Annotated in this window: 21 protein-coding genes; 6 read left to right on the top strand and 15 right to left on the bottom strand. The window is 66.6% G+C overall.

Features of this window, described 5'->3' with window-relative positions:
• Positions 1–65 precede the first annotated feature (65 nt).
• From V5G24_RS19460 to V5G24_RS19475, 4 genes are all read left to right on the top strand, one after another.
• On the top strand, positions 66–923 hold the full coding sequence (locus V5G24_RS19460) for a polysaccharide biosynthesis/export family protein (protein WP_394085026.1): 858 nt from the start codon (positions 66–68) through the stop codon (positions 921–923).
• Between the two features lie 77 nt (positions 924–1000).
• Positions 1001–1825 (top strand): WecB/TagA/CpsF family glycosyltransferase, encoded by an 825-nt coding sequence (locus V5G24_RS19465; protein WP_394085025.1) that lies wholly within the window; start codon positions 1001–1003, stop codon positions 1823–1825.
• Positions 1822–3219 (top strand): hypothetical protein, encoded by a 1398-nt coding sequence (locus V5G24_RS19470; RefSeq protein WP_394085024.1) that lies wholly within the window; start codon positions 1822–1824, stop codon positions 3217–3219. Before V5G24_RS19465 ends, V5G24_RS19470 begins: the two co-directional genes overlap by 4 nt.
• Positions 3188–4036 carry an FkbM family methyltransferase gene (locus V5G24_RS19475; RefSeq protein ID WP_394085023.1) on the top strand — a complete coding sequence of 283 codons (849 nt, stop codon included), beginning with the start codon at positions 3188–3190 and terminating at the stop codon, positions 4034–4036. The genes V5G24_RS19470 and V5G24_RS19475 overlap by 32 nt, the downstream gene beginning before the upstream one ends.
• A gap of 102 nt (positions 4037–4138) precedes the next feature.
• On the opposite strand, the gene nadC is transcribed toward V5G24_RS19475, so the two are convergent.
• The 5 genes from nadC to V5G24_RS19500 form a co-directional block, all read right to left on the bottom strand.
• Entirely contained in the window at positions 4139–5032 is an 894-nt protein-coding gene (nadC, locus tag V5G24_RS19480; RefSeq protein WP_394085022.1) for a carboxylating nicotinate-nucleotide diphosphorylase, read from the bottom strand.
• The gene (locus V5G24_RS19485; protein ID WP_394085021.1) at positions 5032–6627 is read right to left on the bottom strand and encodes an L-aspartate oxidase; all 1596 of its coding nucleotides are present in this window, start codon (positions 6625–6627) and stop codon (positions 5032–5034) included. The genes nadC and V5G24_RS19485 overlap by 1 nt, the downstream gene beginning before the upstream one ends.
• A 5-nt stretch (positions 6628–6632) precedes the next feature.
• Positions 6633–7595 (bottom strand): quinolinate synthase NadA, encoded by a 963-nt coding sequence (gene nadA / locus V5G24_RS19490; protein WP_394085126.1) that lies wholly within the window; start codon positions 7593–7595, stop codon positions 6633–6635.
• Between the two features lie 310 nt (positions 7596–7905).
• Positions 7906–8964 carry a glycosyl hydrolase family 18 protein gene (locus V5G24_RS19495; protein WP_394085020.1) on the bottom strand — a complete coding sequence of 353 codons (1059 nt, stop codon included), beginning with the start codon at positions 8962–8964 and terminating at the stop codon, positions 7906–7908.
• A complete protein-coding gene (locus tag V5G24_RS19500; protein ID WP_394085019.1) occupies positions 8898–10301 on the bottom strand; it encodes an exopolysaccharide biosynthesis polyprenyl glycosylphosphotransferase in 1404 nt (467 codons plus the stop codon). The genes V5G24_RS19495 and V5G24_RS19500 overlap by 67 nt, the downstream gene beginning before the upstream one ends.
• 233 nt (positions 10302–10534) lie before the next feature.
• Here V5G24_RS19500 and V5G24_RS19505 point away from each other — a divergent pair, with 233 nt between their 5' ends.
• On the top strand, positions 10535–11569 hold the full coding sequence (locus V5G24_RS19505) for an acyltransferase family protein (protein ID WP_394085018.1): 1035 nt from the start codon (positions 10535–10537) through the stop codon (positions 11567–11569).
• A 66-nt stretch (positions 11570–11635) separates the two neighbouring features.
• Here the strand turns inward: V5G24_RS19505 and V5G24_RS19510 are convergent, their stop codons facing one another.
• The 9 genes from V5G24_RS19510 to V5G24_RS19550 form a co-directional block, all read right to left on the bottom strand.
• Positions 11636–12955 (bottom strand): aspartate aminotransferase family protein, encoded by a 1320-nt coding sequence (locus V5G24_RS19510; RefSeq protein WP_394085017.1) that lies wholly within the window; start codon positions 12953–12955, stop codon positions 11636–11638.
• 49 nt (positions 12956–13004) lie between these two features.
• Entirely contained in the window at positions 13005–13994 is a 990-nt protein-coding gene (locus V5G24_RS19515; protein WP_394085016.1) for a phosphotransferase enzyme family protein, read from the bottom strand.
• Positions 13995–14330: 336 nt separating this feature from the next.
• Entirely contained in the window at positions 14331–15047 is a 717-nt protein-coding gene (locus V5G24_RS19520) for a cysteine hydrolase family protein (RefSeq protein ID WP_394085015.1), read from the bottom strand.
• A complete protein-coding gene (locus V5G24_RS19525; protein WP_394085014.1) occupies positions 15044–15943 on the bottom strand; it encodes a proline iminopeptidase-family hydrolase in 900 nt (299 codons plus the stop codon). The genes V5G24_RS19520 and V5G24_RS19525 overlap by 4 nt, the downstream gene beginning before the upstream one ends.
• Before the next feature lie 10 nt (positions 15944–15953).
• The gene (locus V5G24_RS19530; protein WP_394085013.1) at positions 15954–16766 is read right to left on the bottom strand and encodes a DeoR/GlpR family DNA-binding transcription regulator; all 813 of its coding nucleotides are present in this window, start codon (positions 16764–16766) and stop codon (positions 15954–15956) included.
• Positions 16763–17563: an ABC transporter permease gene (locus tag V5G24_RS19535; RefSeq protein WP_394085012.1), complete on the bottom strand. Its 801-nt coding sequence runs from the start codon at positions 17561–17563 to the stop codon at positions 16763–16765. The genes V5G24_RS19530 and V5G24_RS19535 overlap by 4 nt, the downstream gene beginning before the upstream one ends.
• Before the next feature lie 3 nt (positions 17564–17566).
• Positions 17567–18493: an ABC transporter permease gene (locus tag V5G24_RS19540; protein WP_394085011.1), complete on the bottom strand. Its 927-nt coding sequence runs from the start codon at positions 18491–18493 to the stop codon at positions 17567–17569.
• A 3-nt stretch (positions 18494–18496) separates the two neighbouring features.
• The gene (locus V5G24_RS19545; protein ID WP_394085010.1) at positions 18497–19585 is read right to left on the bottom strand and encodes an ABC transporter ATP-binding protein; all 1089 of its coding nucleotides are present in this window, start codon (positions 19583–19585) and stop codon (positions 18497–18499) included.
• 251 nt (positions 19586–19836) lie between these two features.
• Complete coding sequence (locus V5G24_RS19550) at positions 19837–20985, bottom strand: ABC transporter substrate-binding protein (RefSeq protein WP_394085009.1); 1149 nt, start codon at positions 20983–20985, stop codon at positions 19837–19839.
• A gap of 297 nt (positions 20986–21282) precedes the next feature.
• Here V5G24_RS19550 and fabG point away from each other — a divergent pair, with 297 nt between their 5' ends.
• A complete protein-coding gene (gene fabG / locus V5G24_RS19555; protein ID WP_394085008.1) occupies positions 21283–22065 on the top strand; it encodes a 3-oxoacyl-ACP reductase FabG in 783 nt (260 codons plus the stop codon).
• A 96-nt stretch (positions 22066–22161) separates the two neighbouring features.
• Here fabG and V5G24_RS19560 read toward each other — a convergent pair whose 3' ends face one another.
• Complete coding sequence (locus V5G24_RS19560) at positions 22162–23334, bottom strand: site-specific DNA-methyltransferase (RefSeq protein WP_394085007.1); 1173 nt, start codon at positions 23332–23334, stop codon at positions 22162–22164.
• Positions 23335–23456: the final 122 nt, after the last annotated feature.

The following is a 23456-nucleotide window of genomic DNA, read 5'->3' on the forward strand; positions in this document are numbered from 1 at the left end:
TGGCGCGGGGCAGGAAGGCCGGCGCAGGGTCCTGGACGGGGTCGCCCCACTAGGAGCCTTGCTCGATGCCCTCCCCCGCATGCGAAGCGACCCGTCGCGATCGCAGCCCGGAGCTGGGTGCGCCTCGCGGCCGAAGTGCCGGGCCGTGGGCGGCCCTGCGGCTGCCCGTGTTCCTGCTCCTGGGCAGCACCGTCCTTGCCGGTTGCACCACCACATCCGGCCGCACGCCCCTGCTCACCGGGCAGGAGCTGAGCTTCACCCAGGTCAATCCCGAGGGCTTCCGCCCCTGGACGCCGGGCATCCCGGCCTATCGCATCGGTCCGGGCGACAAGCTGAAGGTCAAATTCTCCATCACCCGCGAAATGGACGAGGACCTCGTCGTCTCCCCGGACGGCACCATCGGCCTGCGCGCCGTGGGGCAGATCCGGGTCGAGGGCATGACGCTCGCCGGCCTCCAGGAGACCATCCGTGTCTCCGCCCGGCGCGAACTGACCGACCAGCGCGTCGTGGTCTCGCTGGAGGATTCCGGCTCCTCCAAGGTGTATGTGGGCGGCAGCGTGGCCCATCCGGGGCTGTATAAGATCGCCGAGATGCGGGTGTCCTCGCTGGAAGCGGTGCTGCTCGCCGGCGGCTTCACGGACGAGGCCCGCCTCGGCGAGGTGGCGCTGATCCGCCGCGATCCCTCCAACCGCGCCATGCTCAAGATCATCAATCTGCGCGACATGATCCAGACCGGCTCGGACGAAGCCGACGTGCCGCTGGTGGCCGGCGACATCCTTTATGTGCCGCGCAGCGACATCGCCGAGCTGAATCTGTGGATCGACCAGTTCATCAACAAGGTGGTGCCGTTCCAGCGCACCTTCAGCTATACGCTGGGCGCCTATTCCACCACCTCCAGCGGCGCTTCGACCCTGATCCCGTGAGCCTTTCCGCGCCGCAGCGTGGTAGGATATGTTCCTGACCGGCGGCGCCGCGCGCCGGACCAACGACGGTGGATAAGATGCCAGCACAGGCCGGCGAGGCGCCGATCCGGGAAGTGCCCTATCTCGGCGTGCGGATTTCCTGCCTCGACGTTCCGGCAGCGGCGGCGCGCATCGCCGCGCGCGGCACCGATGCCCCGTTCGCCTATGTGGTGACGCCCAACGCCCAGCATTTCGTGCGGCTCGGCCGGCTGAAGGATGCCCGCTTCGCCGATGCCTATGACCATGCCTGGCTGCGCCTGCTGGACGGCAAGACGCCGCGCGCGCTCGCCCGCCGGGTGTTCGGGCTCGATTTGCCCCATGCCGCCGGCAGCGATCTGACCGCTTATCTGTTCGCGCATCATATTTCCCCCGGCGACAGCGTCACCGTGATCGGCGGCGGCGCGGAGATGCGGCGCCGCCTGATCGCGCAATTCGGCCTCAAGGCGGTGAACCTGCTCAATCCCTCCATGGGCTTCATCACCAAGCCGGAGGAGGTGGAGGCGTGCGTGGACTTCGTGCGCGCCCATCCGGCGCGCTACGTGTTCTTCGCGGTCGGCGCCCCGGCCTCCGAATATATGGCGCGCATGGTGGAAAAGCGCGGCGGGGCGGTGGGCACCGGGCTGTGCGTCGGTTCCTCGCTCAATTTCGTCACCGGCATCGTGCAACGCGCGCCGGAGTTTTATCGCAAGTTCGGCCTGGAATGGCTGCACCGCCTGATGCTGAACCCCAAGGGCCATGCGCGGCGGGTGTTCGTGGAATCCCTGCCGCTGCTGCTGATGGTGGCCGATGCCCGGCGCGATCCGGCGGCCTATGGCATGGCCGGCCCGAAGGACAAGGGCGCGCGGGGCCCCGGCGAGCCATGACCGCCCCGCCTCCCGCGCCGGTCGCGCGCGCCTATCGGCATGTGGCGATTCCGCGGATCGGCCGCTTCGCGCCCTCCTCCCGGCCGAACCTTGGGGAACGCCTGTCGCCGAACCTGACATTCGTGGTGCTGCTCGGCGTGCTGCCGATGTTCGCCCAATGCTTCCATTATCTCAACGAATTGCCGCCCACCTACCTGCTCTCCAAGGCGTGGCCGGTGATGGCGCTTCCGCTGACGCTCTATGCCATGGCGCGCATGAAGCTGCCGGGCAAGGCGATCTATCTGGTGTTTCTCGCCTATGCCATCGGCTTCACGCCGCTGGTCTCGATGATCCAGCTCGGCAACGGCTTCTTCGACGCGCTGACCACCACCATCAAGATCTGGCCGGTCACCTATTATTTCGCCCTCTCGGCGCTGCTGGTGTGGATGGCCCCCACCGGGCCGCGGCTGAAGAGCGCGGTGCTCACGCTCGGCTATGCCACCTATGGCATCATGCTGCTGCTGTGGCTCGTGGCGCCGGCCTCCTGGTACAATAGCGATCCCTCGGTCGGGAAGCTGATGCTGTTCGAGGCCGAGCGCGGCTATCGCATCTACATGCCCATGTTCTTCGGCATGCTGCTGGTATTCTATCTCACGCGCAGCTTCATGCAGCGGCCGCACGTGCTGAAGGTGGCGGCGGTGGGCATCGCGGTGTTGCTGATGTTCATCATCTTCAAGCAGCGCGCCTCCATCGGCAGCGCCCTGGTGGTGATCGGCTTCGGCGTGGTGGCCTCGGCGCCACGGCAATTGCGCCGGTTGATGATCGGCGGCCTGTGCCTGGCGGTGCCGCTGGCGGTCGCGGTGCTGGTGATGAAGGCCAACGGCAATGTGGCCGAATCCCTCGGCGGCTCGCTTTCGGTGCGGCAGAATTCGTTCGCGCTGGCGACCCAGTTCCTGGGCACGGATGTCTGGCACTGGCTGGTCGGCGTCGGCGCGACCACGCGTTTCAGCACCATCACGCTCGCGGAAATCTTCGGCAACGCGCAATTCTTCATCGCCGATCTCGGCTGGGTGGGCGTGGTGTTCGAATATGGCGCGGTGGGTGCGCTCTTAATCGTCATCCTGTATCTGTGGGGCTATGTGGCGGTGAGCAAAGCCGCGCGGCGCAGCGGCGAGCCGTTCGCCCAAGCCCTTGCTGACTATATTCTCTTCCTCCTGGTAAGCTCCGCGGTATATTCCCTGGTGCTGACTCCCGGCGAGCTCGGCGTGATCATGGCGATCGCCGTCTATCTCGACCGGTACCGGAGCAAACATCCGGGCAGCACGCCGCCCGCAGACCCTGACGCTGACAGATCCACCCGTAGACGGATGATGGTGATTACCCATGCTGCGACGGCTAAAAAAACTGTTCGGTGAGCCGGCCTTCCAGGCCGCGCCCGTGACCGTGCTCACGCGCGCGCTGACCTGGGCGGTCTCCGTGCCGCTCGGCCGTCAGCCGGTGTTCACCCTGGTGCCGGGCGGCGCCAAGCTGACCGTGCCGAGTGATTTCCGCTACACCTCGGTCTCCGCCTTCCTGCTGCGCGACGCGATCGAGCCGGAATTGCGCTACATCCAGAATTTCGTCGGCAAGGGCGACGTGTTCATCGATGTCGGCGCCAATATCGGCCTGTTCACGCTGAAGGTCGCGCCCTATGCCGGCCGCGTGGTGGCGGTGGAGCCGGGCAAGGATGCCGGCGATCTTCTCGCCAAGAACATCGCGCTCAACGGCTTTTCCCATGTCACCATCGTGCGCAAGGCGCTCTCCGACGCGCCGGGCGAAGCGGTGCTGCACCACAATCCCCTCGGCGACGACCCGCAGGCCTTCTCGCTGATCAGCGACGGCACGGACGTGGAGAGCGAAGTGGTGGTCATCACCACGCTCGATCAGATGGTGCAGGAGCTCGCCCTGCCGCGCGTGGACTGCATCAAGATGGATGTGGAGGGCGCGGAGAACATGGTGATCGCCGGCGCCAGCCATACCCTCTCCACCTGGCGGCCGGACGTGATCTTCGAGATCAATTGCCCGACCCTGTTCAAGGCGGGTGGCGATCCGGCGGCCTCGTGGAACGGCCTTGCCGCCCACGGCTATGCCTTCTTCCGCCTCGAAAACGACGGCACGCTGCGCCCGCTCCCCAGCCGGCCGACCGAATTCTGCAATGTGGTGGCGCGCCATCCCCAAGGCCGCGCGGCCTGAGCGGGAACAGGGGCCGCGCCTGAGCGGGAAAAGCACCTGGAGAACAAGGGGTCGGAGCGCATCGCGCCGGCCCTTTTTTTTTACGCCCGCCCCGCCCCCCGCTCATGCCGCGTCGAGGCCGAGGTCCAGGATCGGCGCGGAATGGGTGAGCCAGCCGCACGAGATGAGGTCGACGCCGGCCGCTGAAATGGCCGGCACGGTCTGGGTGTTCACGCGGCCCGAGGCTTCGGTGATCGCGCGCCCGGCCACCATGCCGACGGCGGTGCGCAGCATTTCGGGACTCATATTGTCCAGCAGCACCGCATCCACGCCCACGGAGAGCGCTTCTTCCAGCTGGGCGAGGGTGTCCACCTCCACCTCGATCTTCACGAGGTGACCCACATGGGCGCGGGCGCGGGTGATGGCGGGAATGATGCCGCCCGCCGCCACCAGATGATTGTCCTTGATCAGCACCGCATCATCGAGCCCGAAGCGGTGGTTCGCCCCGCCGCCGGCGCGCACGGCATATTTCTCCAGCGCCCGCAGGCCGGGCGTGGTCTTGCGGGTGCAGGTGATGCGGGCATGGCCATTGGCGCGCGCCGCCGCCACCAGATGGGCCGTGGCGCTGGCGACGCCGGAGAGGCGGCACACGAAATTCAGCGCCACCCGTTCCGCGCTGAGGATCGGCCGCGCCAGGCCCTCGATGCGCATCACCGCCTCGCCGGGGGAAACATGCATGCCGTCGGGCTGCAGGATCTCCACGCGGATCGCCGGATCGAGCAGATGGAACGCCTGCACCGCAAGGCCGAGGCCCGCGACCACGCCTTCCTGGCGGCTGGTCATGGTCACGGCGAAGCGGGCATCGGCGGGCACCACGGCTTCGCTGGTGATGTCCCCGGCACGGCCGAGATCCTCCAGCAAGGCGGCGCGTACCACGCCCTCGGTCAGCAGGGGCGGCAGGGGCACGAGTTCGGGAGCGGCGGCGGCGAAATGCAGGGCGGGAGCGGCGGCGGACATCAGACGGCTTCCTTGAAGGCGGGTTCTGCCTGCCAGGGGCTCTGCCACGGGACTTGCCACGGGACTTGCCACGGGACTTGCCACGGGGCGAGGGCGGCGGCGATCTGCGCGGGGTCGAGCGGGCTGTGGCGGCCCTGGGGTTCGGGCGCGGGATGGTCGGCGCGGAAATGCCCGCCCCGGCTCTCTTCCCGCTTGAGCGCCGCGAGCGCGACCAGGCTTGCCACAAAGGCCGCATCATCGTGGTCGGCAAAGGGCGCGAGCGCGCGCAGCGCCTCGCCGAGCCCGGCCGCCGAACGCACCACGCCCACATGGCGATCCATGATCCGCCGCACGGTCTCGATGGCGAGCGCCGACTTCGGTGTCCGCGCGGGCATCTCGGCGGTGTCGGCCGCGCGGGCGGCCTCGGCGAAGATGGCCTCGGAAATCCAGCCGGAGAAGGCGATCGCCTCCAGCAGGGAATTGCTCGCCAGCCGGTTCGCGCCGTGCAGGCCGGTGGAGGCCACCTCGCCGCAGGCATAGAGGCCGGGCACGCTGGTGCGGCCGTGGGCATCCACCTTCACGCCGCCCATGTGATAATGCGCCGCCGGGCGCACCGGGATCGCCTCGCGCGCGGGGTCGATGCCGCTTTCCAGACACAAGGCATGCACCGAGGGAAAGCGCGCGGCGAACCGGTCGCCAAGGCAGGCGCGGGCATCCAGCGTCACGCGCCGGCCGGCGACGATCTGCGCATGGATGGCGCGGGCCACCACGTCGCGCGGCGCGAGTTCCGCCCCCGCCACATCGGCCATGAAGCGTTCGCCCTGGTCGTTGAGCAGGATCGCGCCTTCCCCGCGCAGCGCCTCGGTGGCGAGCGGCATGGGATCGCGCGCGGCGGCAATCGCGGTGGGGTGGAATTGCACGAACTCGACGTCGCGCAGCACCGCCCCCGCCCGCGCGGCGAGCGCGAGCCCGCTGCCGAGCGCGGCGCGCGGATTGGTGGTGGAGGCATAGAGCCCGCCGAGCCCGCCGGTGGCGAGCACCACGGCGCGGCCGGAAAGGTCCGTGCGCGCGCCATTGGTGCCGAGACAGCGCACGCCGGTGACGCGCCCGTGCGCATCGCGCAGCAGGTCGATGGCCGTAAGATCGGTGCGGCGGGAGATATGCGGGCTGATGCGGGCGCGGGCGATGAGCGCATCGAGCACGGCCTTGCCCGTGGCGTCGCCATCGGCATGGACGATGCGATTGCGGCTGTGGGCGGCTTCCAGCCCCAGCGCGATGGCGCCCGCCGCATCGGTATCGAAGGCGACGCCCCAGTCCGCGAGGCGGGCGATGACGGAGGCCGCGGCGGCGGTGACGCGCGCGGCCGCCTCGGGATCGGTGAGGCCGGCCCCGGCCCTGAGCGTATCGGCGGTGTGCAGGTCGAAATGATCGTCCGCGCCGATCGCGGCGGCGATGCCGCCCTGGGCCATGGCGGTGGCCGGCACGGCGGCGACGCCTTGCGGGGCCACCACCAGCACCTTCAGGGGCGCGAGCGCGAGGGCGCAGGCGATGCCCGCCACCCCGGCGCCGATGATGATGACGCGGTCCGCGTCGCTCCCGGCTGCGAGGGATGTCATGGCGGTCACTTGATCGCCAGCATGCGCTCGACGCTCGCGCGGGCGCCGGGCACCAGAGCGGGGTCCACATGGACCTGGGGCGACATGGTTTCCAACGCCCGGCGGATGTTCTTCAGCGTGATGCGCTTCATGTGCGGGCAGAGGTTGCACGGCTTCACGAAGTCGATCTCGGGATAATGCACCGACACATTATCGCCCATGGAGCATTCGGTGACGAGCGCCACCCGCGCCGGGCGATGATCGGCCACGAACTGCACCATCTCGGCGGTGGAGCCGGAGAAGTCGGCGGCCGCAATCACGTCCGGCGGGCATTCGGGATGGGCGATCACGGTCACGTCCGCATAGATGTCGCGGATGTCGGTGATGTCGGAGGGCGAGAACAGTTCGTGCACCTCGCAATGGCCGTTCCAGGTGATGATTTCCACATCGGTCTGGGCGGCGATGTTGCGGGCGAGATACTCGTCGGGGATCATGATGACGCGCGGCACGCCGAGCCCCTCGACGATCTTCTTGGCATTGCCCGAGGTGCAGCACACATCGGATTCCGCCTTCACGGCGGCGGACGTGTTCACATAGGTGACGATGGGCACGCCGGGATAGCGGGCGCGCAGGCCGCGCACGTCTTCCGGCGTGATGCTGTCGGCGAGCGAGCAGCCGGCGCGCTCGTCGGGGATCAGCACCACCTTGTCGGGGTTCAGGATCTTCGCGGTCTCGGCCATGAAATGCACGCCCGCGAGCACGATCACGTCGGCATCGGCCTTGGCCGCCTCGCGCGCCAAAGCGAGGCTGTCGCCGACGATGTCGGCCACCGTGTGGAAGATTTCCGGTGCCTGGTAATTATGCGCCAGCAGGATCGCGTTGCGCTCCTTCTTCAGGCGCAGAATGGCCGCGACATCGTCCGCCAGCGCCGCCCATTCCATCGCCGGCACATGGCGCGAGACCTTGGCGTAGAGATCGGGCAAGGGCATCCCACCCGCGGGCGCAGGGACATCGACGGGCGCCAAATCGACGGGCGCGACCTCGAGCGCCGATGAAACCGGGGTGTCGAGCATGGAAACGTCTCCCCATATGCTCGATCTGAGCATATCAACAGCCGAAAAACAGCCGGATCAAAGCCGGCTTTCTTTCTCTTATGCTTACATGGAGCATAAGGGCCGTCAATCCACCCGCAACGGGAATTTTCGGTAGCGCCGCACCATTGCGCTGGGTGCGTTGCGGGAAGTCCCTGGAATCGCGGCGCATTGAAATAGAAAAAAATATGCGCGCGGGTGTCGGAGGTTACGGCATGGGCGCCGAGCAATCGGCGAGAGCGAGCGCCATGCAGATGGTGGCGGCGAGATAGCGGTCGTCGGGATTGTCCGGGCCGATCACCCCCGGCGGCGTGAGGCGCACCGCATAGAGCATGGCGCCGGCGCGCGGGTCGGCGGTCACGGAATCCAGCATGCGGCGCGTATAGTCCACGGTGAAGCGCGGCCCGCCCGACTCGCTCGGCATCACCGGCACGCCCAGCATGAGCGGGCCCTTCCACAGCCGGCGATAAGCGCGGAATGCCTCCTGCGGGCGATAGCGCGGGCCGGCGTCGTAGGACATGATGGAGACGAGGTCGATCTCGGCCGCCACCGGGGCGGCCAGCAGCGCCAGGATCGAGCCGGTCCACGGGCTGCGCGGCGCGGAGGCGCGGAAATCGCCGGCGCCATAGGCGCCCACGCTCCAGCCCGCCACCGACACCACGAACGGCCGCGGCAGCACCTTGCGCACCTGCTCGATCACCGAGATGGAGCGCGCGTCGCCGGGACAGGCCATGCCGTCCCCGCGCGCGACGCAGGCCGGGTCGGGGGTTTCATAATCCACGTCCACCCCGTCGGCACCGAGATCGCGCACCAGACGCGCCAGTGCCGGCGCGTCGAGCTTGTCCCAGCCGAAATAGCCCCAGCCACCGACGGAGATCAGCACCTTGATGCCGGGATGGCGCGCCTTCAGCAGCGCCACCGCCTGTTTCAGAACGGCGCCGGAAAACGGATAGAGCAGGCCCGTGCCCTTCAGGTCGAGATCGCCGACATAGACGAGATCCGGCTTCACGAAGCTGAGCGCCACATGGGTGATATAGCCCGGCAGGCGGGCAAGGCTAGTGTCGGCGGCGACCGAGGTCTGCACCTCGTACCAGCTGGCATGATAGGCGAGGAATGGCCGGGACGGCTCCGCCGCGCGGGCGGGCGCGCCGCCGGTGAGCAGAAAAGCCGCGCAGGCGGCGAGGACCAGAACCAGGCCGCTCAGAAGACGTCGCGGCCCGCCATGCCCTTGGTGATGGTGAGAAGCATGATCCTGATGTCGAACCATATGGACCAGTTTTCTATGTAGAACAGGTCGAGCTTCGCCCCGCGCTCGGCCTTTTCCACGGTGTTGATGCCGCCGCGCATGCCATTGATCTGCGCCCAGCCGGTGATGCCCGGCTTCATCCGATATCGTGCCACATATTCGCGGATTGCCTCATAGCGAACATCCTCGGCCACCTGCATGTTCGGCACATGGGGACGCGGGCCGACCACGGACATGTCGCCCTTGAGCACGTTCAGCAATTGCGGCAGCTCGTCGATGGAGAGGCGCCGCAGCAGGCCGCCGACGCGGGTGATGCGTGGGTTGAACTTGGTGGTGCCGAGCGAGCCGTCGTCGCTCGGGTCCACGGTCATGGTGCGCAGCTTGAACACCGTGAACACCTTGTTGTTCAAGCCGACGCGCGGCTGGCGGAAGAAGATCGGGCCGGGCGAATCCAGCTTGATGGCGAGCGCCGCGCCGAGCAGGATGGGCGAGACCAGGATCAGCCCGATCACCGCCACGGAATAATCCTCCAGCGCCTTCAGCAAGCCGAGCGAGCCCTTCAGCGGGCGCTGCTGCACCTGAAGCGCGGGCTGGCCGGCGATGCTGGTGACGCGGGCGAAGCGCAGGTTGAAGCCATCGGGATCAAGCTCCACCAGCACGTCGGCGGCGATGCGGTGCAATTGCTCGACGATCGCGCCGATCTTCAGCGGATTTTCCCAGGTCTCGACGATCGCCACCACGTCCACGCGGTGGTTCTGCACGAATTTCAGGAAATCCGGCAGGCCACCCAGCACCGGGGGATGGGCGAGATCGGCGGTCTGCGGATCATGCGGCTTGTCGTCGAAAATGCCGAGGAACACGAACAGACTCTCGTCGTCTTCCTCCGCGCAGCGCAGCGCGAAGGCGCGCGCCCGGTCCACATCGCCCACCAGCACCACCTGCCGGCGCAGAACCTCGTGGCGGCGCGCCTGCGCCATGCCGAGACGCACGATCACCAGCCGGCCGAGGATCAGCGCGATGCCCGTCGTCACCCCCCAGGCCAGCAGGCCGGGCAGATTGGTGGTGTGGATCGGCACCAGGGCATAATAAAAAACCGCGACCAGCAGCGAAGCCGGCACGCCGCCGACGATCAGATGGCCGATCTGCCGCAGCGAATGGCTGTAGTGCTCAACCCGGTAGGCGCGCCCGAGCTGAAGGATCTGCGTGAACACGGCCGCGCCGAAGGCGCACAATATGGCCACCTGGCTCCAGGTGGCGAAATGCCAGACGGAATAGGACAATGCCGCGGCGAGCACGATCATCGTCACATCGCACAGCACGACCAGGCGATTTATCAGGCCATGGGTCCAACGCGTCATAGCCACCAACCCCGAAAACTCAAAAAATCGCTATGCCCGCTGGGGCATCGAAGGTTCTGCGCAAGAAGCGGAAAGGGGTCAAGACGGAGTTTCGCGCCACACGGCCCAACGCCCGTTGATTTGCCGGCACATGGTTCCGCGCCGCCAAAACGGGCCGTCCCCCCGTATGCCTTGATCATTCGCGCCGCCTTCGATAGAGCTTCTCCATTAAATGCGCAGGAGACCATTAACGGATGCTTGACTCGCTTCAATATTTGCGGGCGATCGCGAGCATCATGGTTGTATGCTTCCACGTTCATGTCCAGCTCGAGCGGATGGACTATCACGGGTGGTGGCCCGCCTCGCTCGCCAGCGGCGTTGATCTTTTTTTCATTATCAGCGGCTTCCTGATGTTGGTGACGACAACCAACAGGACCGGCTATACGCTCACCTTTTACCAGAAACGCCTGGTGCGCATTGTTCCACTTTACTGGATCATCACCAGTCTTTTCGTGTTTCTGATGCTGTTCGTGCCGAGCGCGGTGCAGAGCGGGCGGCCGGAACTGTGGCACATCATCGCCTCCTATCTGTTCCTGCCGGCGCAGCATCCCGTATTCCCGACCATCGAGCCGGTGGTTATTCCGGGCTGGACGCTGAATTACGAGATGTTCTTCTATCTGGTGTGGGGCCTCGTGCTTCTGCTGCCGGACCGCATGCGCGTCGCCACCATCATCGCGCTGTTCGCGGGCCTGGTCCTGCTCGGCGCCGCGCTGCCATCACCCAACGTGATGCTGACCTTCTACACCTCCACCCTCATCATCGAATTCATCTTCGGCGTCATGGTGGGGATCTGGTATCTTCAGGGCCGTGCGCTTTCCGTTGCGGCGGCATGGGCGCTGCTCCTGGTTGGTTTCGCCGTGATGCTTGCCATCAACGATGTAACGCCGCAGATGCGCTTCCTGCTCTGGGGCCTGCCGGCGGCGATGATCGTCATCGGCGCGCTGGCGCTGGAAAAGGCCGGCGCGGTGCACAAATATCCCTTTCTCGTCCTGCTGGGGGATGCCTCCTATTCGATCTATATCGTCCACGGCATCGCGCTTTCGGCGGCCGGGCAGATCTGGCGCAAATTGGTTCCCGCCGATCTGCCGGGCGGCATCGCCGTGTTCACCATCGGCGCCATCATCGCGGCGGTGGCGGCGGGCGTGGTGGTGCATTTCACCATCGAACGCCCGCTCCTGCGCCTGATGACGCGCCGTCCGCCGGCGCGCGTCGCGCCAAGCCTGCCCTGAAAGGCCTGCCCTGAAAGGCCTGCCCTGAGAAGCCTGCCCTGAGACAGCGCTTGAGGACGCGCCGGCTTATTTCGGCGCGAGGATGGCTTCCACCGCATCCACGAACCGGTCCGCCTGCTCCAGGCTCAGGCACAGCGGCGGGCGCACCTTCAGCACATTGCCGAGCGGCCCCGCCGCGCCGATGAGGATGCGCTTTTCGCGCAAGGCATTGATGAGCGCCGTCGCGCCCGCCGCATCGGCCTTCTCGCCGTCGACGATATCGACGCCGAGATAGAGCCCCGCCCCGCGCACCATGCCGAGCGCCGGGCAGCGCGCCCGCGCCGCCTTCAACCGCTCCGTGATGTGGCGGCCCACCATCGCCGCATGGGCGATCAGCCCCTCCTGCTCGATCACCTCGAGCACGGCCAAGCCCGCCGCCGCCGCCACCGGATTGCCGCCGAAGGTGTTGAAATAGCCGAAGGCGTCGCAATAGCCCTTCAGCAATTCCGGCCGGGTGACGACGCCGCCCATGGGAATGCCGTTGCCCATGGGCTTGCCCATGGTCACCACGTCCGGCACCAATCCATGGCGCGCAAAGCCCCACATGCCGGAGCCGGTGCGGCCGAAGCCGGGCTGCACCTCGTCGGCGATGAACAGGCCGCCGGCCGCATGCACCACCTCCACCGCCTCCTTCAGGAAGCCCTTGGGATCGGCGAACACGCCGTCGCTGGAGAAGATGGTATCCACCAGCAGGCCGGCGAACTTTATTCCGTCCGCCTCCAGCGCCGCGATGGCCGCGCGCACCGCCTGGGCGAAGCCGGCGCCGAGATCGCCGGGAAACACGCGGGGATCGGGGGCCGGCACGGTGCGTACATATTTGGGCGGCGCGCCCACCTTGTAGGAGGAGGGCGAAACCTCGGTCACGGCGGTGGTGTTGCCGTGATAGGCGGTCTTTGTGACGATGAAGCCGGTGCCGCCGGTGGCCATGGCGACGATGCGCAAGGCGAGGTCATTGCTCTCGCTTCCCGTGCAGGTGAGCGCGAGATTGGACAGCGCCACCGGGAAGGTCGCCAGCAGCCGCTCGGCATAATCGTGCACGTTATCAAACAGATAGCGCGTGTGGCAGTTCAAAAGCGCGACCTGCTTCTGCACCGCCTCCACCACCTTGGGGTGGCAATGGCCCACCGAGGGGACATTGTTGTAGAGGTCGAGATAGTCCGCCCCATCAGCCGTGCGGATCGTCGCGCCGGACGCGCTGACCACATGCAGCGGCTGCTGGTAGAACAGCACGGAGGAGGCGCCGAAGCTGCGCTTGCGGCGTTCCACCAGCACCGCCACATCATCCGAAAGCCCTGCGGTTTCCCCCGGCTGGAAGGCATTGAGGGACAGGATCTGCTGGGTCTTCATGGGCTTGTTTCCGGTTCTCTTGGCTGTCCCGGCACGCGGCCGGAACGCGTCACGCGCGGGCGGAGAGGAAGGCTTCGGCGAGGGCGATTGTGCCGTCCGTGTAGGGAATGCCCATGGCCTGCGCCGTCGGCGTCTCGGCATGGGAGGCGATCCAGGCGGTCAGCAGCATGCGGCGCAGCATGATGAACACCGGCAAGTGCGCGGCCTGCGCGTCCGTCAGGGGCAAGCGGGTGCGATAGCCGGCGATCCAGGCGTCCATGAGGGCCGGGACATAAGGCTCGTGCTCAATGAACGAGATGGCGGCGGCAAAATCATAGAGGAACCAGGAGAAGCCGCAGTCGTCGAAATCGATCAGCGCCAGCCTGTCGCCGTCCACCAGCAGATTGGCGAGCCGCAGATCGGCATGGACGAGGCCGAAACTGTCCGCGTCGCTGCCGATGGCGGCCAATTCGCGCTCCAGCAGGAGCGCGGTTTTCTCCAAGGTGGCGCGGCCCTCGGTGGTGAGGCCGAGGCCGGCGCGCCAGTCCCCCCAGAGCGGCTGATCGCCCAGCATGGACCGGAAGTCCCACACCTTGCGGGTGAAGCCCTCCGGCCGCGTCCAGGCGCGCGCCTGGGCGTGCAGCCCGGCATGGATGGCGCCGAGCTTTGCGAACCAGCCCACCAGATCGTCCTTCTCGTCCGGCTCCTTGCCGGGCAGGAATTCGAACGCCACCACATGGCGCGTGGTGCCGGCATCCTCGATATCGGCGATCAGGGAACCGTCGCGCAGCGGGATCGGGCGCGGGGTGAGGATGCCGCCCTCGGCGCGCAGGGCGTCGATCCAGGCGAGCTCGGATTCGATCTCGCGGCGGGTGTGGTAGTCCGGCCGATGAACGCGGAACACGAGGTCGCCGCCGGTGCCGGTATTGCTGGCGCGGAAGGTGGCGTTCTCCGAAATGGTCAGCAGCTTCAGTTCGGTTGTCGGGGCGATGTCCCAGCGCGACAGCGCGCCGCGCACGCCGTCTTCAAGCCGGGCCAGGAATCCGCCGTCATAGAGCACGGGTGTGCCTCCCTCTGGTGCCGTGGTTCGCGCCGCTTCGCGCCCCCTCCCCGGCCCTCCCCCGCAAGCGGGAGAGGGAGGCCGCCGGCATGGATGAAGAATGAACATCTCGATCCTGCACCGCTGCGATTCCCTCTCCCGCGTGCGGGGGAGGGCTAGGGAGGGGGAAGGCCGAGGGAGAGTTAGGGAGCCCCAGGTCGTGCCCCAGGTCATGCCCGGCCCCATGCCGGGCATCCACGCCGCGACGCCGGTTCAAGCCCCGCCGCATCGCGCGCGGCCCGACCGCTTGGATGGCCGGGACAGGCCCGGCCATGACGCATGAGGCATGGACCGCCCTCATCGCGCGCCCACCTGCGCCGTCAGCAGGGCCGCGAACTCGGACAATTCCATCACGTTGCAATAGATCATGTTGAGGATCGCCAATTCCTGCGCGTGCAGGTCGAGGCTCGCGGCGGCGCACAGATCCTCCAGCACCACCACGTCGAAGCTTTCATCCGCCAGGCTCCGCACGGTGGAGGAAACGCACTGGTCGGTGAAAATGCCCACGCACACCACTGTGCGCATGCCGAGATTGTGCAGGATCAGCCGCAAGTTCGTGCCGGTGAGTGCGCTGTCGGTGGTCTTGGTGAGGACGATTTCATCTCCCACCGGCGCCAGCTCCGGCACGATCTGCGAGGCGTGCTCATCCTTCGGCAGGAGCAGATTGTTGAAGCCCGGCTTCTTCTGGCTGAGCGAGCGCTCGCGCCCGTCGGCGGTGAGGCAGGCGATGCGCGCGAACAGCACCTCCATGCCCTTGCCGCGAAACAGTTTGAGCGCCTCGGCGATGCCGGGGATGACCTGCCCATGCATGCGATCGTGGAACGGCGTCCAGGCCTCAAAATGGGCCAGCTCCGCCCCGCTCAAGCCCGCGCGCGCCGGCCGCTCCAGATAGGTGTTCTGCACGTCGATCACGAGCAGCGCCGTGGTGGCGGGATCGAGCACCGGATCGTCCGGCTCGGGCGCATTGGCGTAATAGAGCGAGCGGTTGCGCTGCTTCCAGTGCGGCGTGCTCATGCGTTCACCCCTAGCGCCACGCGCTGGAGGAAGGCGAGCAGCACCGCGCCGTGCGCCTGCGCCTCCTCATAGGCGGGCATGTGGCTGGAATGGAGGAATTCGTGCAGTTCCGCCTGGGGAAGCTGCCCCTTCATGCGGGCGGCGCAGGCGGGGGTCTGCTCGTCATGGGCGCCCACCAGGATCAGCACCGGCACTTTGATGTTCGGCAGATCGGCGAGGCGCGACCAGTCCTTGAGATTGCCGATATAGAGAAATTCGTTCGGCCCCTGCATGGCCTCATAGGGCGCCATGTTCCAATCGGCGAGCGAGCGCATCACCGGGGCCGGCCACTCCATCAGCCGACACACGTGGCGATAATTCAGCACATTGATGGCGCCCTGATATTCGGGATGAGCGAGCGTGCCGTCGGCCTCGTGGCGCGCCAGCATGGCGGAGGTCTCTTCCCCCAGCGCATCGCGCAGGCGGTGCAATTCGCTCATGAGGTGGGGCAGGTCGGCGGCAGTGTTCTCCAGCAGCAGGCTCTTCACCGCGTCGGGGTAAGTGAGCGCATATTCGATGGCGAGCCAGCCGCCCCAGGAATGGCCGGCGAGATGCACTTGGCCGAGCCCCAGCGCCTGCCGCACCGCCTCCACCTCCTCCACATAGCGGGTGATGTTCCACAAAGCGGGATCGGTCGGCCGGTCGGAGGCGCCGCAGCCCAATTGATCGAACGCCACCACGCGGAAACCATGGCCGGCAAGGAAGGAATGGGCCTCGCGCATGTAGTCGCACGGCAGGCCCGGCCCGCCGTTCAGCAGCAGCACGACTTCCGGCCCGGTGCCGAACTCATAGGCGACGATGCGATGGCCCTGGATCTGGAGGTCCACCCGCCGGTCCGGCGCTTTTTCCTGCCACATGGGATGCTCCTCAGGCGCCGCGCTTGCGGGCAACGGTGACTTCGACGCGGGCGCGATGGAGGGCGCGGGCGATGGCGCCGCTCGGGGCGACGTCGGTCACGAGCCGGCCCACATCCGCCCAGCGCCCCCAGATGGCGAGCGCCTGCTGGTCGAATTTGGAATGATCGGCGACCGCGATGGTCTGCACCGCCCGGTGCATCATCGCTTTGTAGACCGAGGCCGCCGCCGCCTCGGCGTCCGAGAACCCCTCGGCGGTGATGCCGGTGGCGCCGAGGATCGCCCAATTGGCGTTGTAGGATTGCAGGAACTCGATGGTTTCCGCCCCCACGATCATGCCCTCGCGCCCGTCATAGCGGCCGGGGCACATGAGCACGGCGATGGTGGGGTTCGGCGCCAGCACGGTGGCCACCGAGAAGGAATGGGTGATGACCGTGATGTCCCGGCACTCGGCCGCCATGCGGCGGGCGACGTGTGTGGTGGTTGCGCCCGCGCCGATGGCCACCACCTCGTTGGGGCGCAAAAACTTCACCGTCGCGGCGGCGATGGCCTCGCGCTCCTCCACCAGCATGCGGTGGCGCTCGGCGACCGAAGGCTCGATGCCGAGCGGGCGCACCGCCCCGCCATAAGTGCGGTTGATGAGCCCGCGCTCGCCCAGCTCGAACAGATCGCGCCGGATGGTCTCGGTGGAGACGTCGAGTTCGCCCGCCAGCTCCGAAACCCGCAAGGTGGAATTGGTCCGCATCTCGGCGAGAATGCGCGCGTGGCGATCCTTCTTGGAGAGCTTGACCCGCTCGCCGGCACCGGGGGTCGGTTCCTCGCTCATGCCGCAGCCCGCCGTCGCAGCAGCCACAGCACCAGCCCGCCCAGCAGCAGGGCACTTGCCGCGCCGAGCGTGCTCATGGTTCCAAGCGCCGGCACCATGGGCGTATAGCCCGCCACCATCTTGGAATAGAGCCATTTCGGCACGGTGGAATCCGCGCCCGCCGTATAGAGCGACAGCGGAAAATTGCCCCAGGAGAGCAGGAACGCGAACAGCGCGCCGGACCAGATGCCGGGCCACAGGATGGGCAGCGTGACTTCGCGCATCACCTGCCAGCGGGTCGCACCGAGATCGAACGCGGCTTCCTCCAGCGAGGGATCGAAGCTGTAGACCTGGATCGCGATCACCAAGGTGACCACCGGCACGATCCACACCAGATGGGCGAACACCGCCGTGAGCCAGGAGGTCTGGACGCCCACCGCGCTGAACCACAGCAGCAGCGCCAGCCCGAGCACCGGCTGGGGGAAGAAGATCGGCAGGATGACGATCTTCTGGAACAGCCGCCGGCCCTTCCAATCATAGCGCGCGAACGCCAGCGCGCCGAAGAAGGCGACCACCACCGAAAGCACTGTCACCAGCGCCGCCACCAGCAGCGAGGTTTGGACAATCATGCCGATCTCGATGGAATCCACCGTCTTCTCCCACCATTCGGAGGTGAAGGCGCGGATCGGGAAGGCGAAGTAACGGCCCTTGGAAAAGCTTGCCAGCGCCCCGCAGGCGATGGGCAAATACAGCAGGACCACGACGAAGGCGGTCCAAAGCCAGATGAAGAGGCGCGTGCGGGCCTTTTCCTGTTCCATGGCTCAGCGCCTCCCCAGCAAGCGGTCGAGATCGAGGCGCGAGAATACGGCCAGCGTGAGCGCACCGATGAAGATCGTCACCACCACCGCCAGCGCCGAGCCGAGCGGCCAGTTCTGCGAATAGGTGAAGGCGATTTCGATATCGTGGGAAATCACGATCACCGACTGGCCGCCGAGGATCTTCGCCTCCGCCACCGCGCCGATGCCGAGCACGAAGGTCAGCAGCATGCCGATGAGGATGCCGGGCATGGCGAGCGGCACTTCCACCTCGCGCCAGATCTGCCAGCGGTTGGCGCCAAGATCGCGCGCCGCATCGATCAAATCGCGCGGCACCATGGCAAGGCCGAGGGTCATGGGAAACAGCATGAAGGGCAGATACACATAGAGCATGCCGGCAAGAATCATGGGCGGCTGGAACAAGATCTGCGGCCCGCCCTCGAAGCCCAACATCTTCAATGTGCCGTCGAGCACGCCATTCTTGATGAAGAACAGCACCCAGCCGTAGAGCCGCACATTCTCCGACACGAACAGCGGGAACACGAACAGGATCGAGACCAGCGACGACCATTTGCCGAACACGCGGTTCAGCCCATAGGCGATGGGATAGGCGATGACCGCCAGCAGAGCGCAGGTGGCGAAGGCAAATCCCAGCGACCACAGGAAGGACAGCCACACCGTATTGCTGCCGTTGAAGATCTCCGCATAATTCACGAGCGTGAACGAACGGAACACTTCGAACGTGCGCGGCTTGGCGAAGGAATAGGCGAAGATGGCGATCAGCGGCGCCACGAAGCCCACCGCCAGCAGCAGGATCACCGGCAGCGAGCAGCGCGCGCCGAGCGAGAGCAACGCGTCGCGCTTCGTCGGCAAAGCGGGCGCGGCCTCAAGCGAGACCGGGGCCGTGGGGTGAGACAGGGTGGTCTGCGCCATGGCTCAGGCCCGCACCGTGATGGCGTCGGCGGCATCCCAGCCCACCGTCACGCTGCGGTCCGCGGCGATCGGCAGGGCCTTGGAGCGCGAGAGTTCCACCAGCATCACCTTCTCGCCCACGCGCACCTGATACTGGATCCGCGAGCCGAGCGAATATTCGTTATAGACCGTGCCCTTCAGGCTGTTCTGGGCGGTGTCTCCGGCGCCGAGAAAGCGCAGATATTCCGGCCGGATCACCACGAACGCGTGGTCCGCTTCGGCATCCTCTTCCGGCGGGCGCACATGGAAGGCGCCGGGCACGTCGATGCCGCGCCAGGGCGCGCCGTCTTGCTCCTTCTTCACCTCGATCACATTCACCTCGCCGACGAATTCGGAGACGAAGCGGTCCACGGGATGATTATAGATCTGTTCGGGCGTGCCCACCTGCACCAGGCGGCCGGCGCGCATGACGCCGATGCGGTCCGACATCACCATCGCCTCTTCCAGCGAATGGGTGATGTAGATGAAGGTCTTGCCGGTCTCCTTGTGGAGATCCTTCAATTCCTTCTCCAGCACCTTCTTCAACTTGTAGTCGATGGCGGACAGCGGCTCGTCGAAGAACAGCACTTCCGGGTCATAGGCGAGCGCGCGGGCCAGCGCCACGCGCTGGCGCTCGCCGCCCGAGCATTTCATGACATTCTTGGAATGATAGCTTTCCGGCAGGCGCACCACGCGCATCAATTCCAGCGCGCGGGCCTTGCGCGCCTTGGCATCGACGCCGCGCACCTTCAGCGGAAACTCGATATTGTCGCCCACGCTCTTGTGAGGAAACAGCGCCAGCGACTGGAACACCAGGCAAGTGGGCCGCTTGTTGGGCGGCACCTCGTTGATGCGTTCGCCGTGCAGGGTGATATTACCCTCGCTCGGCTGGTCCATGCCCGCGAGCATGCGCAGCAGCGTGGTCTTGCCCGAGCCGGACGGGCCGACGATGGTGAGGAATTCGCCTTCGATCACATCGAGGTCGATCTTCTCGACGGCGACGAAATCATTGAAGGTCTTGCGCACCCCGACCAATTGCAGGATGGGCAGTTTCGACGCGGCTTGTGTTGTCATCGCGGGTCTCGGCAGGCGGAAAGACAAAGCGGGTGAAAGTCGGGCGGGGGCTCATGCGCCCTGCGGGCCCCCGCCCCACCCCTCCCCCGCACGCGGGAGAGGGAGCGCATCGGCGCTTTTGAGGGCGCCATTCCCTTTCCCACCACCCCGCCCCCTTCCCACCTGTCCCCTCTCCCGCTTGCGGGGGAGGGGTGGGGAGGGGGAACGCCACGATAGGGGGAGGGGAAAACGGGGAGGCGAAACCGGAACCCCTACCCGCGCACGCGCTTGGCGGCGTTCATGAGATCGAGCGCCTTGTCGTAATCGGGCACGATGTCGTACTCGACGGAGCGGTCCATCTCCTCGTCCAGGCTGTCCCACTGGATCGCCTCCAGCTCCTTCTTGGTGAACAGCTTGAAGCAGTCCGGATTGCCCATCTGGGCGACCGGGTTGAACGTGCCCTCGGCGAACGCAACGGTGTGGGCGACGTCCGGCGCCTGGACATATTTCAGGAAATCCACCGCCAGCGGCGTGGGGTTGGGATTATTGACCGTGGAGGTCACCTCGATCCACGACACGCCACCCTTGCCGCCGGGCAGCGGGCCCTTGAGCGGGGTGATGCCGCGCAGTTCGGGATAGCCGTCGGCGCGCGCCGCCGAGACCGAATAGGTGCCGCCGGTCAGATGCAGATCGATTTCGCCGGACACCAGCGCCTGGTTCATGGTGGCGATGTCGCCGATCAGCTTGGCGCCCTTGAACACCTTCTTCGCGGTCTCCTCGAACTTGGCGAGTTCTTCCGGCGTATGGACTTTGAACGGGTCGATGCCGGCGACCAGGAAGAGGTTGAACACGTTCCAGTCGTCGGATTCCAGAATCCCGTACTTGCCGGAGAGCTTGGGATCGTTGAACAGGTCCCAGCCCGTGGTCTCGGCGGTCTTGCGGTCGATCTTCTTGGTGTTCACCACGAAGGAATAAGGCCCGAAGCGCTGGATGGAGCCGAGCAATTCCTTGCCGTCGTCGCTCATGGCCCATTTATAGGGCCATTTGAACATGGGCAGCATCTTCGCGAAGAACGGCTCGAACTCGTCCTTCGGCAGCGGCTTGATCAGCTTCTCGGGCCACATCACCTTGCGGGCCCAGGGATTGTTGACGTTGATCAGATCCCACACATTGGTCTCGCCGGCGCGCAGGCGGTTGATCATGGTGGGATCATTGGTGAGGCTTTCCGCCTTCACCGTGGCGCCAGTCTTCTTGCGGAACGGGTCCAGCACTTGGGCGGAATTATAGCCCTCCCAGCACAGGATGTTCAGCTCCTTCTCGCGCGCCGCGAAGGCGGAACCGGTCATGGCGAACGGGCCGCCCGCCATCGCAAGGCCGCCGGCCGCCATGCCCTTGAGCACGGACCGTCTGGAAATGGTCATTGTCGATCCTCTGGAATGGTCTGGTGGTTCTGATTTCGTGCCCAATCTTCGCCCCGCATCCCCTCCGGCACAGCGCCGCCGCTCCCGTCCGAAGGGTCGGAGGGCAGGTCGTGGCGCCGGAGGAATGTTGGACTTTCTGTTGGACTATGTTGGATGTTAAGCTCCGACTCGTGGGCTTTACAACAGTTTTTTTGCACCGCATTCTGCGTTTCGCATCGCGGGACGAAGCGCCCGCCGCGCGTGCGCTTTTCCGCACCCGTCGCGTTGAAACACCTTCCAGATCATGAGGAGAAGCGCATGTTCAAAGCGCTCGCAGGGCGTACCGTCATCGTCACCGGCGCCAGCAAGGGCATCGGGCGGGGCATCGCGAAGCGCTTCGGCGCGGCCGGGCTGAATGTGCTGGTGGTGTCGCGAAAGTTGGAAGAAGCCACATCGGTCGCCACCGAAATCGGCGCCCATGCCTCGGCCTTCGCCGCCGACGTCACCAAGGCGGAGGAGTGCCGCGCCTTCGCCGCCGCCGCGCTGGAGCGCTATGGCAGCATCGACGTGCTGTGCGCCAATGCCGGCATCTTTCCCGCCGCCAAGCTGGACGTGATGACGGGAGAGGATTTCGACCTGGTCATGGACACCAATATGAAGGGCACGTTCCTGTCGGTGTCGGCCGTGCTGCCGCACATGAAGGCGCGCAAATGGGGGCGCATCGTGCTCACCTCCTCCATCACCGGGCCGATCACCGGCTATCCCGGCTGGGCGCATTACGGCGCCTCGAAGGCCGCGCAAATGGGCTTCATGCGCACCGCGTCCATCGAGCTCGCGCCCTGGGGCATCACGATGAACGCGGTGATGCCCGGCAATATCCGCACCGAGGGCCTGGACGGCCTGGGGCCGGATTATATTGCGAAAATGGAAGCCTCCATCCCCTTCAAGCGGCTCGGCAGCGTGGACGATATCGCCAATGCCGCTTTGTTCTTCGCCAGCGAGGAAGCCGGCTACATCACCGGCCAGGGCATGGTGGTGGATGGCGGGCAGATCCTGCCCGAATCGCTCGGCGCGCTGGAGGAGATGGGCGGGCCGGTGTGACACGCAAACGGCCCCGGTCTATCCGGGGCCGGTTGTCTGTTGCGAAGCTCTGTTGCGAAGCTTCGCGGGGCTTCGCGGCGCGCGGGGCGTTCGCTGCTATTCCGAGCGAATGCCCATTTCGGCGCGCAGGCGAGCGCGCAGCACGTCGATGGGGTGGCGGCGGCCTTCCTGCTCCACATGCCAGAAGGTCCAGCCGTTGCAGGCTTCCGCGCCCTGGGCGAGCGCGCCCATGCGGTGGATCGAGCCCACGGTCGGCGCCCCCGCCAGACCGGTGAGGGCGATGGTGCCGTCGGCGCGCACCACGGCGCGCACATTGCCCTTGGAATCGGTGAGTTCGACCCCCGGCGTCACCAGCCCGCGCTCCACCAGCGCCGAGAAGGCGACGCGCGGAGCCTCGCGCGCGCTCGGCGGGGCGGCGAGCGCGGAATCCGGCAGCGGGATCACCGCGGCGATGCGCTTTTCCGCCGCCGCCGCGTATGTCGTGTCGCGCTCGATGCCGAGATAATGGCGGCCCAGGCGCTTGGCCACCGCCGCCGAGGTGCCCGAGCCGAGAAACGGGTCCAGCACCACATCGCCGGGCCGCGAGGCGGCGAGCATGATGCGCGCGAGGAGCGCTTCCGGCTTCTGGGTGGGATGGGTCTTGCGGCCGTTCTCGTCCTTCAGCCGCTCGTGGCCGGTGCACAGGGGAAACAGCCAGTCGGACCGCATCTGCGTATCCTCGTTGCCGCCCTTCAGCGCCTCGTAATTGAACACATAATTGCGGGCGTCGGCGTCGCGCGCGGCCCAGATCAGCGTCTCATGGGCATTGGTGAAGCGCCGGCCGCGGAAATTCGGCATGGGATTGGTCTTGCGCCAGATCACGTCGTTGAGGATCCAGAAGCCGAGATCCTGCATGGTCGCGCCGACGCGGAAAATGTTGTGGTAGGAGCCGATCACCCACAGCGTGCCGGAAGGCTTCAGCACCCGCCGCGCGGCCGCGAGCCAGGCCTTGGTGAAGGAATCATAGGCGGCGAAGCTCTCGAACTGGTCCCAATCGTCGTTCACCGCATCGACGCGGCTTTCGTCGGGCCGCTTCAGCTCACCCTGGAGCTGGAGATTATAAGGCGGATCGGCGAACACGAGATCGACGCTGTTGGCCGGCAGGGCATTCATGGCGGCGATGCAATCGCCCACCAGCACGCGGTCCAATTCCAGATCCGGCACCGCCGCGAGGGCCGCCCGGGACAGACGGGGCGCCCCTCGGGGCGCCCCTTTACGCACCACATTCATGACGCAACCCATACGCAACGCTTACGATGGGGGCAGTGTCGCGGCGCGGACTTAAGGGCAGGTAAAGCAGGAGGTTTTTTTCGCGCGGATCGCACGGCACCGGCCTGGGACGGCACCAAGTT

The sequence above is a fragment of the Roseixanthobacter finlandensis genome (assembly GCF_043195105.2).
In the GTDB taxonomy this organism is placed as follows: domain Bacteria; phylum Pseudomonadota; class Alphaproteobacteria; order Rhizobiales; family Xanthobacteraceae; genus NCEH01.

What these genes read in the sequence shown, in the direction of transcription:
- V5G24_RS19560 (WP_394085007.1), bottom strand. Translation starts at nt 23,334, where the DNA reads ATGAATGTGGTGCGTAAAGGGGCGCCCCGAGGGGCGCCCCGTCTGTCC.
- V5G24_RS19460 (WP_394085026.1), top strand. Translation starts at nt 66, where the DNA reads ATGCCCTCCCCCGCATGCGAAGCGACCCGTCGCGATCGCAGCCCGGAG.
- V5G24_RS19545 (WP_394085010.1), bottom strand. Translation starts at nt 19,585, where the DNA reads ATGACAACACAAGCCGCGTCGAAACTGCCCATCCTGCAATTGGTCGGG.
- V5G24_RS19475 (WP_394085023.1), top strand. Translation starts at nt 3,188, where the DNA reads ATGCTGCGACGGCTAAAAAAACTGTTCGGTGAGCCGGCCTTCCAGGCC.
- fabG (WP_394085008.1), top strand. Translation starts at nt 21,283, where the DNA reads ATGTTCAAAGCGCTCGCAGGGCGTACCGTCATCGTCACCGGCGCCAGC.
- V5G24_RS19520 (WP_394085015.1), bottom strand. Translation starts at nt 15,047, where the DNA reads ATGAGCACGCCGCACTGGAAGCAGCGCAACCGCTCGCTCTATTACGCC.
- nadC (WP_394085022.1), bottom strand. Translation starts at nt 5,032, where the DNA reads ATGTCCGCCGCCGCTCCCGCCCTGCATTTCGCCGCCGCCGCTCCCGAA.
- V5G24_RS19505 (WP_394085018.1), top strand. Translation starts at nt 10,535, where the DNA reads ATGCTTGACTCGCTTCAATATTTGCGGGCGATCGCGAGCATCATGGTT.
- V5G24_RS19535 (WP_394085012.1), bottom strand. Translation starts at nt 17,563, where the DNA reads ATGGAACAGGAAAAGGCCCGCACGCGCCTCTTCATCTGGCTTTGGACC.
- V5G24_RS19525 (WP_394085014.1), bottom strand. Translation starts at nt 15,943, where the DNA reads ATGTGGCAGGAAAAAGCGCCGGACCGGCGGGTGGACCTCCAGATCCAG.
- V5G24_RS19485 (WP_394085021.1), bottom strand. Translation starts at nt 6,627, where the DNA reads ATGACATCCCTCGCAGCCGGGAGCGACGCGGACCGCGTCATCATCATC.
- nadA (WP_394085126.1), bottom strand. Translation starts at nt 7,595, where the DNA reads ATGCCCTTGCCCGATCTCTACGCCAAGGTCTCGCGCCATGTGCCGGCG.
- V5G24_RS19540 (WP_394085011.1), bottom strand. Translation starts at nt 18,493, where the DNA reads ATGGCGCAGACCACCCTGTCTCACCCCACGGCCCCGGTCTCGCTTGAG.
- V5G24_RS19465 (WP_394085025.1), top strand. Translation starts at nt 1,001, where the DNA reads ATGCCAGCACAGGCCGGCGAGGCGCCGATCCGGGAAGTGCCCTATCTC.
- V5G24_RS19470 (WP_394085024.1), top strand. Translation starts at nt 1,822, where the DNA reads ATGACCGCCCCGCCTCCCGCGCCGGTCGCGCGCGCCTATCGGCATGTG.
- V5G24_RS19510 (WP_394085017.1), bottom strand. Translation starts at nt 12,955, where the DNA reads ATGAAGACCCAGCAGATCCTGTCCCTCAATGCCTTCCAGCCGGGGGAA.
- V5G24_RS19500 (WP_394085019.1), bottom strand. Translation starts at nt 10,301, where the DNA reads ATGACGCGTTGGACCCATGGCCTGATAAATCGCCTGGTCGTGCTGTGC.
- V5G24_RS19530 (WP_394085013.1), bottom strand. Translation starts at nt 16,766, where the DNA reads ATGAGCGAGGAACCGACCCCCGGTGCCGGCGAGCGGGTCAAGCTCTCC.
- V5G24_RS19550 (WP_394085009.1), bottom strand. Translation starts at nt 20,985, where the DNA reads ATGACCATTTCCAGACGGTCCGTGCTCAAGGGCATGGCGGCCGGCGGC.
- V5G24_RS19495 (WP_394085020.1), bottom strand. Translation starts at nt 8,964, where the DNA reads ATGGTTCGACATCAGGATCATGCTTCTCACCATCACCAAGGGCATGGC.